General features: G+C 42.5%; 17 protein-coding genes. 9 read left to right on the top strand and 8 right to left on the bottom strand.

Annotated elements, in window-relative coordinates; genetic code table 11:
• Positions 1–18: 18 nt before the first annotated feature.
• Positions 19–537, bottom strand: coding sequence for a TRAP transporter small permease (locus VTH8203_RS08825; protein WP_063603016.1), 519 nt, complete (start codon positions 535–537; stop codon positions 19–21).
• Positions 538–845: 308 nt separating this feature from the next.
• Here VTH8203_RS08825 and VTH8203_RS08820 point away from each other — a divergent pair, with 308 nt between their 5' ends.
• From VTH8203_RS08820 to uxuA, 4 genes are all read left to right on the top strand, one after another.
• Complete coding sequence (locus VTH8203_RS08820; RefSeq protein ID WP_096993337.1) at positions 846–1,835, top strand: TRAP transporter substrate-binding protein; 990 nt, start codon at positions 846–848, stop codon at positions 1,833–1,835.
• A gap of 52 nt (positions 1,836–1,887) precedes the next feature.
• Complete coding sequence (locus VTH8203_RS08815) at positions 1,888–3,666, top strand: glycoside hydrolase family 2 protein (RefSeq protein WP_208617728.1); 1,779 nt, start codon at positions 1,888–1,890, stop codon at positions 3,664–3,666.
• Between the two features lie 102 nt (positions 3,667–3,768).
• The gene (locus tag VTH8203_RS08810) at positions 3,769–4,518 is read left to right on the top strand and encodes an FCD domain-containing protein (protein WP_096993336.1); all 750 of its coding nucleotides are present in this window, start codon (positions 3,769–3,771) and stop codon (positions 4,516–4,518) included.
• A 96-nt stretch (positions 4,519–4,614) separates the two neighbouring features.
• The gene (gene uxuA / locus VTH8203_RS08805) at positions 4,615–5,796 is read left to right on the top strand and encodes a mannonate dehydratase (RefSeq protein WP_096993335.1); all 1,182 of its coding nucleotides are present in this window, start codon (positions 4,615–4,617) and stop codon (positions 5,794–5,796) included.
• 57 nt (positions 5,797–5,853) lie between these two features.
• On the opposite strand, the gene VTH8203_RS08800 is transcribed toward uxuA, so the two are convergent.
• Together VTH8203_RS08800 and VTH8203_RS24730 are read right to left on the bottom strand one after the other, a co-directional pair.
• The gene (locus VTH8203_RS08800) at positions 5,854–6,585 is read right to left on the bottom strand and encodes a sulfite exporter TauE/SafE family protein (protein WP_096993334.1); all 732 of its coding nucleotides are present in this window, start codon (positions 6,583–6,585) and stop codon (positions 5,854–5,856) included.
• Positions 6,586–6,823: 238 nt separating this feature from the next.
• Entirely contained in the window at positions 6,824–6,967 is a 144-nt protein-coding gene (locus VTH8203_RS24730) for a hypothetical protein (RefSeq protein ID WP_167385806.1), read from the bottom strand.
• Between the two features lie 254 nt (positions 6,968–7,221).
• Here VTH8203_RS24730 and VTH8203_RS08795 point away from each other — a divergent pair, with 254 nt between their 5' ends.
• Positions 7,222–7,878 carry a cupin domain-containing protein gene (locus VTH8203_RS08795; RefSeq protein ID WP_096993333.1) on the top strand — a complete coding sequence of 219 codons (657 nt, stop codon included), beginning with the start codon at positions 7,222–7,224 and terminating at the stop codon, positions 7,876–7,878.
• A gap of 45 nt (positions 7,879–7,923) precedes the next feature.
• On the opposite strand, the gene VTH8203_RS08790 is transcribed toward VTH8203_RS08795, so the two are convergent.
• Complete coding sequence (locus tag VTH8203_RS08790) at positions 7,924–8,643, bottom strand: SDR family oxidoreductase (RefSeq protein ID WP_096993332.1); 720 nt, start codon at positions 8,641–8,643, stop codon at positions 7,924–7,926.
• A gap of 235 nt (positions 8,644–8,878) precedes the next feature.
• On the opposite strand from VTH8203_RS08790, the gene VTH8203_RS08780 reads away from it, so the two are divergent.
• Positions 8,879–9,382 carry a L,D-transpeptidase family protein gene (locus tag VTH8203_RS08780; protein WP_370739213.1) on the top strand — a complete coding sequence of 168 codons (504 nt, stop codon included), beginning with the start codon at positions 8,879–8,881 and terminating at the stop codon, positions 9,380–9,382.
• A gap of 4 nt (positions 9,383–9,386) precedes the next feature.
• On the opposite strand, the gene VTH8203_RS08775 is transcribed toward VTH8203_RS08780, so the two are convergent.
• Positions 9,387–10,478, bottom strand: a complete 1,092-nt coding sequence (locus VTH8203_RS08775) for an OmpP1/FadL family transporter (protein ID WP_096993330.1) — start codon at positions 10,476–10,478, stop codon at positions 9,387–9,389.
• Positions 10,479–10,548: 70 nt separating this feature from the next.
• Here VTH8203_RS08775 and VTH8203_RS08770 point away from each other — a divergent pair, with 70 nt between their 5' ends.
• Positions 10,549–10,803, top strand: a complete 255-nt coding sequence (locus tag VTH8203_RS08770; RefSeq protein ID WP_244181178.1) for a hypothetical protein — start codon at positions 10,549–10,551, stop codon at positions 10,801–10,803.
• Here VTH8203_RS08770 and VTH8203_RS08765 read toward each other — a convergent pair.
• Positions 10,773–11,408, bottom strand: coding sequence for a hypothetical protein (locus VTH8203_RS08765; protein WP_096993329.1), 636 nt, complete (start codon positions 11,406–11,408; stop codon positions 10,773–10,775). The two genes, VTH8203_RS08770 and VTH8203_RS08765, sit on opposite strands and share 31 nt — an antisense overlap.
• Before the next feature lie 323 nt (positions 11,409–11,731).
• On the opposite strand from VTH8203_RS08765, the gene VTH8203_RS08760 reads away from it, so the two are divergent.
• Positions 11,732–12,217 (top strand): GNAT family N-acetyltransferase, encoded by a 486-nt coding sequence (locus VTH8203_RS08760; RefSeq protein ID WP_096993328.1) that lies wholly within the window; start codon positions 11,732–11,734, stop codon positions 12,215–12,217.
• Between the two features lie 93 nt (positions 12,218–12,310).
• Here the strand turns inward: VTH8203_RS08760 and VTH8203_RS24985 are convergent, their stop codons facing one another.
• Entirely contained in the window at positions 12,311–12,556 is a 246-nt protein-coding gene (locus tag VTH8203_RS24985) for an SRPBCC family protein (RefSeq protein WP_244181177.1), read from the bottom strand.
• A 509-nt stretch (positions 12,557–13,065) separates the two neighbouring features.
• Here VTH8203_RS24985 and VTH8203_RS08750 point away from each other — a divergent pair.
• The gene (locus tag VTH8203_RS08750; protein WP_096993327.1) at positions 13,066–13,944 is read left to right on the top strand and encodes an NAD(P)-dependent oxidoreductase; all 879 of its coding nucleotides are present in this window, start codon (positions 13,066–13,068) and stop codon (positions 13,942–13,944) included.
• Positions 13,945–14,036: 92 nt separating this feature from the next.
• Here the strand turns inward: VTH8203_RS08750 and VTH8203_RS08745 are convergent, their stop codons facing one another.
• Entirely contained in the window at positions 14,037–14,693 is a 657-nt protein-coding gene (locus VTH8203_RS08745; RefSeq protein WP_096993326.1) for an HAD family hydrolase, read from the bottom strand.
• Positions 14,694–15,142 lie beyond the last annotated feature (449 nt).

The raw sequence follows: 15,142 nt of genomic DNA, 5'->3' as shown, positions 1-15,142 counted from the left end.
AGTAATATTCCTTATTAATTATTGGTTTGAAAGAGTGGAAGAGTTGGTATTTTTTGAGGTCATAAAAGCGATATTCTCAAGAATATCTTGGACCAAATAAATCACCATAAATAAGCCCGCAAGAGGAATTGCGGCATACACTAAACCCATCTCTATACCTAGAGCGGGAGATACTTGACCTGTCGCTAGAGTTTTTAACATTAATCTACCGCCACCATAGACCATAATGATGGAGGCGAAAGACATGCTGATCATATTAATCAGTAACTTCAACTTGTTATGTTTAACTTCGTCGTGTTCGATTTTCATTGCTAATAAGTCAATAGCAAGGTGGCGTTTTTGCCCTAACGTATAAGCTGCACCCATCAAACCAACCCAGATAAAGAGAAAACGGGCAACTTCATCAGTGAATGTACTCGGCGCGTTTAATACATAGCGAGAGAACACCTGCCAAGACACGCAAACAACTAAAACACTACTCAGCGAAATACAGAATAAGGATAAAACCTTATTCATTATCGTAATGAGCTTATTCATAACATCTCCTAGTTGACGAAATCCTTCGTCTTATAATTGGGAAAAAAAGCAAGAGGTAAGGTTGAGCAGATTTAAACACAGTAAATTGAAACCGCTTGTGATAAATCTCACAATAAAATTGGTCCAACCAATTTAGGCGGTGAAAGTATGACATTGGTCAACCAATTCGATTTTTTACGTTGATTATTGGTTGGTGATGGTTCAGATTGATAGCGTAGTTAATAAGAAACGGAATTTAGCCATAATTGGTTAACCGAATTGTAATAATTAATCCTATAACTGAACATAAATTGAATGGAGACTCCCCTATGCGTTGGAACAAAACAGCACTAACAACTTTCGTTACTTGTGCTCTCGCTGCATCGACTTCTTTTACCGCTTCTGCAGTAACCACGCTAAAACTTAGCCACAACCAAGACCGTAATCACCCTGTGCATAAATCAATGCAGTACATGGCTGATGAAGTGAAAGAGCTGACAGATGGTGAAGTTCGTATCCGTATTTATCCAAACGGACAGCTTGGTACTCAACGTGAATCGATGGAATTGCTACAGAATGGTGCTTTAGACATTGCGAAATCAAATGCGAGTGAAATGGAAGCATTTGAACCAGCTTATGGTGCGTTTAACATTCCTTATATCTTCCGTGACCGTGACCACTACTACCGTGTAATGCAAGGTGAAGTCGGAGAGAAAATTCTTGAATCTTCTCACGACAAGGGTTTTGTTGGTCTTACATATTACGATGCCGGTGCACGCAGTTTCTACGCATCAAAGGCAATCAATTCTCCAGCTGATCTAAGTGGTATGAAAATTCGTGTTCAACCTAGCCCAACGGCAGTTGAAATGATCAAGTTAATGGGTGGGTCACCAACACCGCTTTCCTACGGTGAGCTATATACTGCAATGCAGCAAGGCGTTGTGGATGGTGCTGAAAATAACCCGACAGCTCTAACAACAGCTCGTCATGGTGAGGTGGCGAAAGTATTTAGCCAAGATGAGCACACTATGATTCCAGATGTATTGGTCATCAGTTCCAAAGTTTGGGACAAGTTACCTCAAGACCAACAAGAAGCACTTAAGAAAGCGGCTAAAGACTCAATGATGTACCACAAAGACTTATGGACCAAAATGACTAACGAAGCTATCGAAAAAGCAAAAGATGGTATGGGCGTTAAATTTGTAACAGTTGAGAAGCAGCCATTTGTTGATGCTGTTAAACCTATGCATGACGCTGCGTTAAACAACCCAGCAATTGCGGACTATGTACGCGGAATTGATGCGTTAGCAGTTCAATAATGATTGAGTTTGGGAGCACGTTTTGTGCTCCCGTTTTCGGAGTTTACGTAAGATGTTAGAACGTTCTGAGCTTGCTGAAAATGCCATCAATTGTTTGCACGATGAACAATATGATGTGCCTTTTAACTTACAGAATTTAAACCACACCAACATGCTATTCATGGGGGGACGCAACACAGAGTCTCTTAATGGGCATTGGAACTTTGCGGTTGACCTTTTAGATACAGGCCTTCGTCAACGTTGGTATGACATGAAGCCGATGCCAGCAGAACAACGAATTGAACCTTGGGATTATGACCCATACGTCGGCGAAACCATTCCAGTTCCTTCGTGTTGGCAAATGCAAAAGGAGAAGTGGTACTTTTTCGAAGGGAGTGCTTGGTATACAAAATCGTGGGACTATGAAGAGTTTGGTGCCGATGAGCGCGTATTCTTACGTATTGGTGCTGCACAATATGATTGTAAGGTGTTCTTAAATGGCGAGTTTTTAGGTAATCACTACGGTGGTTCCACTCCGTTTTTTGCAGAGTTCACCGATAAGTTAAACCAAGGTCGTAACTGGATAATGTGTTGCGTAAACAATACTCGCACTCTAGACCGAGTTCCGATGCGCAATACCGATTGGTTCAACTATGGTGGTATATACCGTGATATCGAGATTGTCAGAACCCCAAAAGAGATCATTCGAGATTTACATGTCTACTTAGTACCAAACGGTCAATATAACTTAGTGCATGTTGACGTAGAAGTTGAAGGTTCACAGTCTGAAATTACCTTTGCAATTGAGGAGTTGGGTATCAATGAGAGACTGTCAATTGTAGATGGAAAAGCAACAATAGAATTAAGCGTTGAGCCTGAGCTTTGGTCTCCAGAAAGTCCGAAACTGTATGATGTTTCAGCAACCTACGGGAATGATGTCGTCACTGATCGTATCGGTTTTAGACAGGTCGAAGTTAAAGGTACTGAAATCTTTGTTAATGGTGTGAATACTTTCTTACGTGGTATCAGTGTCCATGAAGATGACAAAGCGATAGGCAAGGTTGTCACACCGGAAGACCTAAAGCGTCGATTCCAGCATGCGAAAGAGCTGAACTGCAATTACATGCGATTTGCGCACTATACGCACCATGAAATGGCGACCAAAATGGCCGATGAGCTTGGTTTCCTTATCTGGGCTGAAATACCAGTGTATTGGGCGATAGATTTCGAAAATCCAGCAACTTACCGAGACGCTGAAAACCAACTACTAGAGATGATTAAACGTGACCGTAACCGCGCAAGTATCATTATGTGGTCAGTGGGTAATGAGAACGCTGATACGGATGCGCGCTTAGAGTTTATGTCTGGTCTAGTTCGTACCGCTCGTGACAATGATCCTTGTCGTCTAGTTTCTGCAGCTTGTTTGGTTAACCATGCGAAGAACAAGATTGAGGACCGTTTGGCTGAGCATCTAGATATTATTGGTATCAACGAGTATTACGGTTGGTATGAAGAAGTGTTTGATGACCTTATCGAAATCGGTGAAAACTCTAATCCAGGTAAACCGGTTGTTATTTCGGAGACTGGTGCTGATGGTTTCATTGGTGAGGGTGCGCCGAAAACTGGCTTCTTCAGCGAGTCATACATGACAGATGTATACAAAAAGCAAATCGAATATCTGGAAAAACTGGATTACATTAAAGGCATTTCGCCATGGATTCTTTATGAGTTCCGTGTGGAGCGTCGTCAGAACATGTTCCAGAAAGGTTGGAACCGTAAAGGTCTCATCTCGAATGACAAATTTACGAAAAAGAGTCATTTACGCTACTTGCTGACTTCTATAACAAGTTGAAACAAGAAAGCTTAAAATGAGATATAATTGGTCAACCAATTGGTTGACCAATTTAAACCAAGTGGATATTATTAACCTAAGACCAATTTATAAGACGATGCTATGAATATCGCTATTACTGCACCGAAAAGACTGTATCAAGAAATCGGACTTGCGCTTCAAGAGCGTATTCAATCAGATGAATTCAAAATAGGAGACAGACTGCCTCCAGAACGTGATATTGCTGAAGAGATGGAAGTGAGCCGTTCAGTGGTGCGTGAAGCGATTATCATGCTTGAGCTACAAGGTTTAGTTGAAGTTCGCAAAGGCTCTGGGGTTTACGTTAATGCAAAGCCTTCTGCTGACGCACAGCAATCTCAATTGGCGACGCTTAGAGCAAATTCTGACATTGGCCCTTTTGAGTTACTTCAAGCTCGACAAGTACTCGAAAGCCAAATCGCTAGTTTTGCTGCGATGCATGTGACGAAAAACGATATCGGTCGTCTTAGAGAAGCATTAGATACTGAGCGTCAACAGTTGGAAACAGGTCATGGGGATTACGATGGCGACGAACTATTCCATTTAACCATTGCAGAAGCGTCTCAAAACAGTGTCCTTAGTGATATTGTTAAAGATCTTTGGATGCGCCGCGATGAGAGTTCAATGTGGAGACAGTTGCACTCACGTATCACTAACATGAATTATCGTACCGCTTGGTTAGACGATCACGAAAAAGTGTTGCTTGCCCTTCAACGTAGAGATCCTGAAGGTGCAAGAGAAGCGATGTGGCAACACTTGGAAAACGTAAAACAAACGTTATTTGAATTATCTGACGTAGATGATCCGCAATTTGACGGCTTCCTTTTCCGTTAGTTAAAAATAACAATTTAGCTCTTCAATAATAATAACGACTAGTGAGTATGAAATTATTCGCTACGCACTAGTCTTGTCCAAAGATAGGTAATTAATATGGAACAAACATGGCGTTGGTATGGCCCTAATGACCCTGTATCACTAGATGACATTAAACAGGCGGGAGCAACTGGTATTGTAAATGCTCTGCACCATATTCCAAATGGTGAAATTTGGACAAAAGAAGAAATATTAAAGCGTAAAGAAATAATTGAAGCAAAAGGCTTTGTTTGGTCGGTTGTAGAAAGTGTACCAGTACATGAAGAAATTAAGACGCGTTCTGGTAATTATCAACAGTGGATTGATAACTACAAGCAATCGCTAATCAATCTTGCTGAATGCGGTATTGATACGGTGTGTTATAACTTCATGCCAGTATTAGATTGGACGCGTACAGATTTGGAATATGAATTAGCTGATGGCTCAAAAGCACTGCGTTTTGACCAAATCGAGTTTGCAGCGTTTGAACTATTTATTCTCAAACGTCCAGGCGCGAAAGCTGAATATACCGAACAGGAGCAAGCGGATGCGAAGGCGTGTTTTGACGCTATGTCTCAAGCTCAGATCGATAAACTAACGTCTAACATTATTGCTGGACTGCCTGGTGCCGAGGAAGGGTACACACTTGAAGAGTTTCAAGCGCGTCTAGATACCTATAAAGGTATCGGCAAAGAAAAATTGCGTAAACATATGGTTCTGTTCTTACAAGAGCTTATGCCAGTATGTGAACAATATGGATTGAAATTGGCGGTTCACCCTGATGATCCACCACGCCCAATCCTAGGACTACCACGCATTGTTTCTACGATTGAAGACATTGAAGCATTGACGACAGCGGTGCCAAGTAAGATGAACGGTATCACAATGTGCACAGGCTCGTACGGTGTGCGTGGTGACAATGACTTGGTGAAAATGATTGAGTCGTACGGTGAGCGAATCTATTTTACTCACTTACGTTCTACGCAACGTGAGGACAACCCAATGAGCTTCCATGAAGCGGCTCATTTGGAAGGTGATGTGGATATGTATAATGTCATCAACGCGTTGCTTAAAGAAGAGAACCGTCGAGTGAGCGCTGGTGAAACTCGTATGATTCCGATGAGACCTGACCATGGTCATCAAATGATCGATGATCTGAAGAAACAGACGAACCCAGGTTATTCTTGTATTGGTCGTCTTAAAGGGCTCGCGGAAATTCGCGGTGTAGAGCTGGCACTAAAGAGAGCGTTTTATCAGTAGTTGTTCAGTGATTAGAATAAAAGAAGGAGGCATTTGCCTCCTTCTTTGTATTTGTAGTTAATGAAAAATGCCTTGAAAGATCGCAGTCATGCCGCTGATAGAGCACATAATAAGGGCTCCAAGACGGATTTTTTCTTTTGGTAAGGAGTGAGTGGTGACTAACGCCAATTTATATCCTAACCACGCAGCGGGAATCAAAGGCACGGTAATATAGAGATGGTGCAGCGTAAGAAAACCTATCGGTGCCTGAACTACGAGCGACATAATAGAACTAAAGACAAAGAAAGCGGATAAGTTACCTCTCAATTGGTTCGCTTCCTGATGTTGCAGTAGCAAAGCCATTGGCGGGCCTCCAATGGCACTGCTGGTACCAAAAAATCCAGAGAAGAAACCGGCAACACCCATTCGAGTTGGGGTAGGTTCGATTCTAAAAGGCAATAGGCTCACGATGACGGCAAACACCACTAGAATCCCTAACCAAAGGGATAAAACTTGTGTGGAGACATAGAGCAGTAATACGGCTCCTGCAATGGAACCGGGCACTCGCCCAATCAGGGCCATTTTTAAACCGCCAATGGCGATATTAGAACGATGTTTGGTAGCGTTAAGCAATGAGATGAATAATGCTGACAGACAAATTGGGGCTGGCACATAGTCGGGAGACACTTGAAACAACAATGGGGCAGCCACAATAGCCAAGCCAAATCCAATAGCGGTTTGAACAAATGAACCCAAAAAGATCAACAACATCGCAATAAGAGCTGTATGACTAAACCAGTCAGCGGGCATGAGACTTCCTTTACAAAGAACAGCAATACAATATCTAATTGGCTATTGTATACAATTGTCTTCACGTAGACACGCTAAAAGTAAAAAAATGTGAAAAATAGATGATGGGAGGAAATATTATCTTATTTGATATGAGGAATAAAAAATGGGGAGTAATAAGTCTCCCCGAAATATTAAGCAACTAAAAGAATTTTAAATTGAATGCCGCTAATATTCCCTGCGATAGTTTATTTGGAACTTACTCTGAGTTCTCTAGTCCACTATAGAGGATTAACTCTGTGGCTAGTACGCCAGTACTAAATGTAATGCCTGCCATAAGCAGCACAATGGCGTACTTACTAGCTATAATACATAGGCCGATAGTGTTAATTATTTTTTCCATATCGCTTCTCCTTTGAAACGTGAACAGTATTTATCTACTGCTTATTTTATGTCATTGGTAGAATATAATTTGCGACGTCAAGCTATGTATTAGATTTTACAGTTTTAATAATTGTATAAAAAGCGAGTGGCTCATAAATTTACAACTGCTTACAATGACAATATTAGGGATGTAATTTGATATATTGAAATATCTGTACGTGTTTTGAAACAATTATCTTATACTTAAGCATTGCTCAATAAGGATTCTGTCGTATGTTGAATATGGATTTTACTCAAAGACTTGTCATTGATACCTTGGCATTGGACTGGGTAGCTTCCCCCGCAAATGGAGTGAATCGAAAACCGTTAGAGCGAGAAGCCGCTGAATCCGGTCATGTGACCAGTATTGTTGAATATCTCCCTGGAACTCGGTTTAGCAAGCATACGCATCCTCTAGGAGAAGAAATCCTGGTATTGAAAGGTGTGTTTTCGGATGAACTGGGCGACTACCCTGCGGGTACTTATCTTAGAAATCCTCCGGGCAGCGCGCATGCGCCTTTTAGTGAGCACGGGTGCGTCATTTTGGTGAAGCTCAATCAGTTTGATGAGCATGATCTGGAGTACGTGAGGATAGACACGAATCAGGCATCTTGGCAGCCTGTGATTGGCGAAATGGAAATCTTACCGCTACACAGTTTCAAGCAGGAAAACGTGGCTTTACTGCGATGGAACGGTACCGATGCTTACCATTCACATGGTCATTTCGGTGGTGAAGAGTTATTGGTACTTGAAGGGACACTGATCGATGAACATGGAGAGTACCCGAAAGGAACCTGGACTCGAAGCCCACATGCAAGCCAGCATGTACCTTATGTAACAGAACCGACAACCCTTTGGTTCAAAACTGGTCATTTGCCTACAAAAAAATAAGGCGACAATACATTGCCGCCTTATACTTTCTAAAAGTGTGTCTGATTATGGTTGTTGACGTGTTGGTGCTAACACGATTTCACGGATACAGACGTTTTGAGGCTGCGAATAAGCAAACTCTACCGCACGAGCGACATCATCAGCAGCGAGCACACCGCCCATCACTTCTTTCCACTCATCGTAGCCATCTTTAATCTCTTGAGACGTAGTATGTGATAGAAGTTCTGTTTCAACGGCACCCGGCGCGATAGTGACAACGCGTACATCTGACTCTGCGACTTCTTCGCGTACGTTTTCTGAGATTGCATGAACAGCAAACTTAGTACCGCAATAGGCAGCGTGATTACCGAATGTTTTGCGACCAGCGATAGAACTGATGTTAATAATGGTGCCAGAATTACGAGCTTTCATTGGAGCTAGTACCGCTTGCATACCGTTTAATAGACCTAGCACGTTAACATCAAACATGGTCTTCCACTCAGCAGAATCTTGAGTGTCGATTTGACCAAGCAACATTATGCCAGCATTGTTGATAAGGGCATCGGCAGGACCAAACTGCGCTTCAGCTTTAGCGATTGCCGCTTCAAACGTAGCTTTGTCAGTGATGTCGACTTTTTCACACAGTGTGTTAGGAAGTTGCAGTGCTTCAAGCTTCTCTACGCGGCGCGCCAAAAGTAATAGTGGGTGACCTGCATTACTCAAACGTCGAGCAATCGCTTCACCAATACCAGAACTTGCACCCGTAATTACAATCAGCTTTTTCATTTGTTCACCCTCTAAAGTGTTATTTGATATTTGACTTCTTTTTTGAAGATGTCTGTATTGTAGTTGAAGAATTATTGTTGATATATGGGGATTTAATTGAAACTGTGTTGCTTCATGGCAACAATAAAAATGCTGAGTCTATTCCTATACTAACTAAAGATATGCATTTAAACACCGCGTTGGATCGTGTGTCAGAAAAGGTTAAAATTCGTGTCAGTTGTTAGGGGAAGAACTGATGTATAAGTGGTTATTAGTTGTTTTGGTGATGGTGGCATTACCATTTCGTTCATTTGGCTTGGAGGTGTCTCCTGAGGTCAAAATCGACCGTGTTGAGGTAAAGAAGTCGGTAAGGCGCATGTATCTAATGGATGGTGACAGTGTTGTTCGTGAATACAGAATCGCGCTGGGTAAGAACCCACGAGGACACAAGATTCAGGAAGGTGACAATAGGACACCAGAGGGCAAGTATTATCTCGATTTTGTGATGAACGATTCGGCTTTTTACCGCTCCATGCACATCAGCTATCCGAATCTGAGAGATAAGAACAGAGCTAAGAGCCTAGGTGTCGCGCCAGGTGGAAATATAAAAATTCATGGACTGAAAAATAACAATACTAAACCAGCCCAGTTTGTGCAGAGCTTTGATTGGACTAACGGTTGTATCGCTATCACGAATGATGAAATGGACGAGCTCGTTAAACTGGTTAAAATCGGAACGCCCATTTATATTCGATGGTGAGTGTTTAGAAGTGGTAACTGGCTCCTAAACTAAGGCCAGAACCATCATTCTGTACATCGACGAGTGTAAACGAACCACTGGTATATTGCTTGTGTGCATAGTCTTCGATAAAGCCCGTGAGATCTAGAGTGAGATGTTCAGAGACCCGATAAGACATTCCTAGGCGGTATCGTATGTCTTCTCCGCCATAAGCATCGATAGCTTTATCCAAACTGACACCACCTCGGAAAGTAAAATCACGCCAATCGTAAGTCATGGACGTGGCATAGCGTTGACTATGACGAGAGCCTTTTAAAAGGCCGACAGGGTCGAGGTAATGGATATACGTAATGCCTTGATTGTGCCAACGGCTCAGCGAGTACGTGTTGTGCCAACGCCAATTATCAGTTAGTGCGAATGTACTATAAAGACTCGTAATTGATGGCAAGTTAAATTGAATATCGTCATTGCCAAAGTCACTGTCTAGTTTGTGACTCGCTGCTAAAGATAGGTAATCATCAACTTGCCAAGTCGCACTGATTGCGCCACTCCATCCACCTGTCGTTCCTTCTTCTTTTGACATCGTGCAGTTAATGAAGCACGCATTTTTCTCCAGTAGGTAACTCGCATACTGATACTCGACAGTGAATCCCACACTGACATCATTGATCTTGACTGCGACACTCGGGGCAAATGAGACCACAATTGGGCGCATGCGAGTTTCATTTGTGACAACAGGAATGAGAACTGGAATGGTAATATCAGCAGCAGTTCGGCTATAAGCGGACAGACCAAAATACCAATTGTCAGTCATTGGTGTAACAAAAAACCCGGCAGGAATTGGGTTAGCTTTTGAGTATTGGCTTTGGGTGCCAAGGATGTAGTAGTCAGTATCGACTTGATATTGAGTTACGTTAGCAGTGATGGTCGTTCGGCTAAGTTGAGTCATACTCGAGGGTGCTGTCGCTAAAACGCTAGCATCGACGGCATGAGCGCCGTTCGCGCCAGCAAGCGCACTATTCGAGGTTGAAGATTCCCAAAAATTAAGCCCAGTAGCATGAGCAACAGCTGGTAAACATGTTATAGCGATAGTCGCAAAACGCTGTCTAGAGAACATTGTCGTTATCGTGAAATGGAAAAGGGCATCATAGTACGATTGTTAGTAATGAAATGGCAACGAAATGTGAATGAGAATTTTTTTATTTACTAAACCTGGTTGGAATAGCGATAGCAAAGCGCTTGCGGTTTTTTGGGGCGCGACTTTTGCACCATCCGAGTATCTTGCTCAGTTAGAGCAATTGGGCTCTTTACTTATTCATGAAGGCATTGTTAGCCCAATGTTTCATCATCGACAATCACTGAGCTTTCAAGGCAATTTAAAAGGTGTTGAAATCACAACATGGGGCTGGCCTCAACTTCGCGATGTGTGGTCATCCGGTTGATGATGATCTTGTTCGAATACCTGTAGGCGCCGTGTGAGTTCTTTTTGGTTGGCTGTTGTGGTCTCTAACGACTCTGCAGTTTGATGGATCGCACTGGCCATTTTAGACACGTTTCTTGTGGCGTGGAGAATCGTCCCTTGCATGGGGCGCAGGATAAACCAGTACGCTGCAATAAGCGACAAAATAATAGCTACAACGAGTAGAGCAAGTAATAACAACACGTTAAATCGAACATCGTAAGCAAACTTTTTGGTGCTATTCGCAATAGAGTTTTGGGATTGCTCCAGAGCACCTGGCAAAGCGATGAGTGATTGTTTTGACATTTCGGTGAGCTCGTTAATGTTATCCATAGTATCAACAAGCACCTGTCGTTGTTCCTCATTGAGGCTTTCATTTCGCGAAAGTAAGGTCAACGATGTCGCCAAATTGTCGATAGCAATAGCAGAGCGATCAATAGATTGCTCTAATCCTTTCAGATCCAACATCATCTTAATATTGACCAAAGGCTCATCTAACTGATCCGAATTGCTCGTCTCTGTAGTGGCGGCGAAGACACTCTGCAGCGAAACAAAGAGTGTTAGGGCGAAAATAATGAGTTTGTTCATAGAAATCCTAAGCAGCTTATGTGGCTATTTTATGGCTACTAACTTAGTTCAGTTTTAAGATAGATACCAATTAACGTTTTGTATCCTAACTATATTTTCTATATACGTTGCAACTTAAACCAAGACACTACTCCGATCCTGCCTACTTTCAGGAATAACCAATAACTTATATATTATATTTTTCACTTCCATCACGGGTTAATTGCTGAAACACATCGGCGAAACTATCGCTTTTTATTGTTATTAATTAAACTAATACTTCCTTTTGCAGAGCGCTCAAACGGTGAATGTGAAAGGATTCTAATAGCGAAGTAGGGAACGTAATGAAGGTTGAAATAGTGAGCGCAATACCAGCGTACGACGCAGCGCTGTGTGCTGTCATTCAGTCCGTGGGTGCAGAATTTGGTGCGATTGGCGAGGGTTTTGGCCCTTCAGACCCAGAAGTGTTAGCAATGAGTGAAAACTACAGTGAATCCAATCGCAGTGTGTATCTTGTCGCGCTAGTGAACGGTAAGGTTGTAGGTGGCTGCGGTCTCGCGCCATTTGGCCTTTATGACGGTGTGTGTGAGTTAAAAAAGCTCTTTCTTTTACCAGAAACCCGGGGACTTGGGTTGGGTAAGAAACTCGTACAACAGTGTTTGTCTTTTGCGAGGGAGCAAGGTTATACATCTTGTTACCTAGACACATTAGCGTCCATGTCCGCAGCAATAAGATTGTATGAGAAATTTGGCTTCACCCATTTAAATTCGCCTTATGAAGGCACGTTGCATAACGGCTGTGACGTATGGATGCTAAAAACGTTACCGTGAAAGAAGGCAACTCGAGGCGATGATATGCCCCATGGTGGGCCGTGAACAAGGATGTTTTACTGTGTTCAAGCCGGTCCATTATGATGACTCAGTCTAACCTTTGGCTTGTTCACACAATTGATATAGCCATTGCTGATGATGAGACGCCACTTGCTTGGCGACAAATTTTCCGGTCAGCCAGCGAAGTCCGCCGCGCTGAGTAGATTCAGTGACAATCCGACAACCTTCGTCGCAAGGGCCTAGCAACCAAGCGTGATACATATCGACATCGCCACACTTTCCTTTCCAGGCGATGCGTTCAAACGGAATGTATTCTACTACCGTACATTCAAAACTCATGGTTTTGGTAATCCAGTTAAATACCGTGCCTTTGTGAAGCTCCCGCGTGTCTCATTTAAGGATCTGAACCGCGGTTTTTCGATGATGCCAGTTGGGCCAGCAAGGGGCTTGAACGATACAAGACCAGATTCGTTCACACTCAGAAGGAACGACAATCTGTTTTTTGACGTGTACGGAAGCGTTTTTAGGGTGGTAATAGTCGGGCCAATGAATCCCTGTTAACTCGCTCATGTCTATGCTTTTTTGGTGTTATTGAGACTCTGTTAACTATAGCCATGATACGAGCCCAGACCTAGGGGCCGAGTAAGATAAATACGCGGTTAGCTAGTGTTGTGTTACCAGAACGTAATGGAAAAGTACTTTTGTATGATTATATGTTCTAATTTCGAGTGGTAGCTCTCATAATCGGGTATTGATCACAAAATCAGGTGTTGTTTGGATTGCTTAACCTACTTAGAGCATATATGATTAACTCCAATAGTCATACAATAGTATTTTAGGAGTCACACATGACAAAACCAGTCATTGGTTTCATCGGCCTAGGCCTTATGGGCGGTAACATGGTTGAGAACCTTCAAAACCGTGGTTACGAACTCAACGTAATGGACCTAAACAAAGACGCTGTTGCTGCTTGTGTAGCTCGTGGCGCTAAAGAAGCAAAAACGGCGAAAGAGCTTGCTGAAAACAGCGATATCGTAATGCTATGTTTAACCACTTCAGCGGTAGTAGAGAAAGTGGTTTATGGTGACGAAGGTATTTTAGCGGGTATTAAAGAAGGGGCGACACTTATCGACTTTGGTACTTCAATCCCTGCCTCTACTCGTAAAATTGGCGAGGAGCTTGCCGCACGTGGTGCTGGCATGATCGATGCTCCATTGGGTCGCACTCCCGCTCATGCTAAAGATGGCCTGCTAAACATTATGGCTGCGGGTAACATTGACACGTTTAACAAAGTGAAACCGGTCCTTGATGAACAAGGCGAAAATGTATTTCACCTTGGTGCGCTAGGTTCTGGACATGTGACGAAGCTGGTAAATAACTTTATGGGTATGACGACTGTCGCCACTATGTCGCAAGCGTTCGCGATTGCAAAACTCGCAGGTGTAGATGGTCAACAGCTATTTGATATTATGTCTGCTGGCCCATCTAACTCTCCATTTATGCAATTTTGCAAATTCTACGCAGTAGATGGTGAAGAAAAGTTAGGTTTCTCAATTGCGAATGCAAACAAAGATCTGGGCTACTTTTTAGAAATGGTGTCTGATCTAGGCACCGAATCGCTGATTGCTGAGGGCACGTCTAAGAGTCTGCAAGGGGCTGTTGATTCAGGTCTAGCTCAAAATGATGTGCCAGTCATCTTTGATTACTTTACGCAGCTTAAGAAGTGATGATTTATCCCTAGGTTGAAGGAGCCCCGCTTATAAAGTGGGGCTTTGTTGTATCGGCACTTTGCTATTACAAGAGCGACTATTGACCTAAATTAAGATCTTGGTTGATTGTGAATAAGGGCGGTGACTTGCTCTAATGAATCGAATAAGTAGTCAGCGATTTCAGCAATCTCTTTGTTCGGAGGGGTGATATCTGGAATCATCGCAGCCTGACATCCCGCGTCTTTTCCTGCGCGCATACCGTTGTTGGAGTCTTCTAGTACCAAACATTCACTTGGTTCCAAATTTAAGCGCTGGCATGCCATGATGTAGCAATCTGGCCTCGGTTTACCGTTTGCGACATTTTCAGCGGTAATAACAGTATCGAATTGTTCTAGATAGTCAGAGTCTTGAAAGTTGTGTTTTACTTCAGGCAAGTGTGAGGAGGTCACGAGTGCGGTTACTAGGTTGTGTTCCTTCGCGGTTTTGAAGAGTTCATGGAAACCGCGCTTATAGTCGACACCTTTTTCTCTCGCTTTACGGAAGTGTTGGTCACGAATAACTTTGTACGCTTCCAGGTCAAATCCTTCCCCAAAATGTTCGCACAGCATACGCTCACAATCAGGATCCTGCACGCCAATGAATCCTTGATAGTAGTCATCAGTTAGCTCGTAGCCCATTTGTTTTGCGGCGTATTGCCAACTCTTTTTATACACAGATTCGGTATCAAATATTAAGCCGTCCATATCAAATAGTAGCGCGTTAATCATGTTTTTATCCTTTAAATTTCACGGTGTTTTTTTATTACGGTACTTTGTCAGAGAATGGGTGAAATTCAAACGACATTTTGGTAATTTAATTACAATAAGGCCTATTGTTGGGCGATTAATGCACATCTCAGTTGCATAATAGCAGGGTTATTTGAAGTGGAAATGGAATGTATTAATAAAAGTGTGATCCTTTTCGCTAACTATTTTACATGCTATGAGTTAAATATTGTGATTCTTGTCACTATTAAATGAGATGAATTCTCAGTAAGAATGGCGTGTAATTTATCAACTCTGAAATGATGTGAACTTTGTCACTATTTTGTGTGGGGTTGGCTTTTTTGATGGTGATACTTATCACAAAAGTGCCTATGTTCTGACTTTTTGAAATCTTGTGCTACTTTTTAAATGACTTTTAAATAACAAATTTTGGTCCAAAGAGACCACTTTTT

Source organism: Vibrio thalassae, assembly GCF_900089835.1.
Lineage (GTDB): Bacteria > Pseudomonadota > Gammaproteobacteria > Enterobacterales > Vibrionaceae > Vibrio > Vibrio thalassae.
The sequence above is the reverse complement of the archived record's forward strand: the minus strand, read 5'-3'. Positions and strand labels throughout refer to the sequence as shown.

What these genes read in the sequence shown, in the direction of transcription:
- VTH8203_RS08825 (WP_063603016.1), bottom strand. Translation starts at nt 537, where the DNA reads ATGAATAAGCTCATTACGATAATGAATAAGGTTTTATCCTTATTCTGT.
- VTH8203_RS08820 (WP_096993337.1), top strand. Translation starts at nt 846, where the DNA reads ATGCGTTGGAACAAAACAGCACTAACAACTTTCGTTACTTGTGCTCTC.
- VTH8203_RS08815 (WP_208617728.1), top strand. Translation starts at nt 1,888, where the DNA reads ATGTTAGAACGTTCTGAGCTTGCTGAAAATGCCATCAATTGTTTGCAC.
- VTH8203_RS08810 (WP_096993336.1), top strand. Translation starts at nt 3,769, where the DNA reads ATGAATATCGCTATTACTGCACCGAAAAGACTGTATCAAGAAATCGGA.
- uxuA (WP_096993335.1), top strand. Translation starts at nt 4,615, where the DNA reads ATGGAACAAACATGGCGTTGGTATGGCCCTAATGACCCTGTATCACTA.
- VTH8203_RS08800 (WP_096993334.1), bottom strand. Translation starts at nt 6,585, where the DNA reads ATGCCCGCTGACTGGTTTAGTCATACAGCTCTTATTGCGATGTTGTTG.
- VTH8203_RS24730 (WP_167385806.1), bottom strand. Translation starts at nt 6,967, where the DNA reads ATGGAAAAAATAATTAACACTATCGGCCTATGTATTATAGCTAGTAAG.
- VTH8203_RS08795 (WP_096993333.1), top strand. Translation starts at nt 7,222, where the DNA reads ATGTTGAATATGGATTTTACTCAAAGACTTGTCATTGATACCTTGGCA.
- VTH8203_RS08790 (WP_096993332.1), bottom strand. Translation starts at nt 8,643, where the DNA reads ATGAAAAAGCTGATTGTAATTACGGGTGCAAGTTCTGGTATTGGTGAA.
- VTH8203_RS08780 (WP_370739213.1), top strand. Translation starts at nt 8,879, where the DNA reads ATGTATAAGTGGTTATTAGTTGTTTTGGTGATGGTGGCATTACCATTT.
- VTH8203_RS08775 (WP_096993330.1), bottom strand. Translation starts at nt 10,478, where the DNA reads ATGTTCTCTAGACAGCGTTTTGCGACTATCGCTATAACATGTTTACCA.
- VTH8203_RS08770 (WP_244181178.1), top strand. Translation starts at nt 10,549, where the DNA reads ATGAGAATTTTTTTATTTACTAAACCTGGTTGGAATAGCGATAGCAAA.
- VTH8203_RS08765 (WP_096993329.1), bottom strand. Translation starts at nt 11,408, where the DNA reads ATGAACAAACTCATTATTTTCGCCCTAACACTCTTTGTTTCGCTGCAG.
- VTH8203_RS08760 (WP_096993328.1), top strand. Translation starts at nt 11,732, where the DNA reads ATGAAGGTTGAAATAGTGAGCGCAATACCAGCGTACGACGCAGCGCTG.
- VTH8203_RS24985 (WP_244181177.1), bottom strand. Translation starts at nt 12,556, where the DNA reads ATGAGTTTTGAATGTACGGTAGTAGAATACATTCCGTTTGAACGCATC.
- VTH8203_RS08750 (WP_096993327.1), top strand. Translation starts at nt 13,066, where the DNA reads ATGACAAAACCAGTCATTGGTTTCATCGGCCTAGGCCTTATGGGCGGT.
- VTH8203_RS08745 (WP_096993326.1), bottom strand. Translation starts at nt 14,693, where the DNA reads ATGATTAACGCGCTACTATTTGATATGGACGGCTTAATATTTGATACC.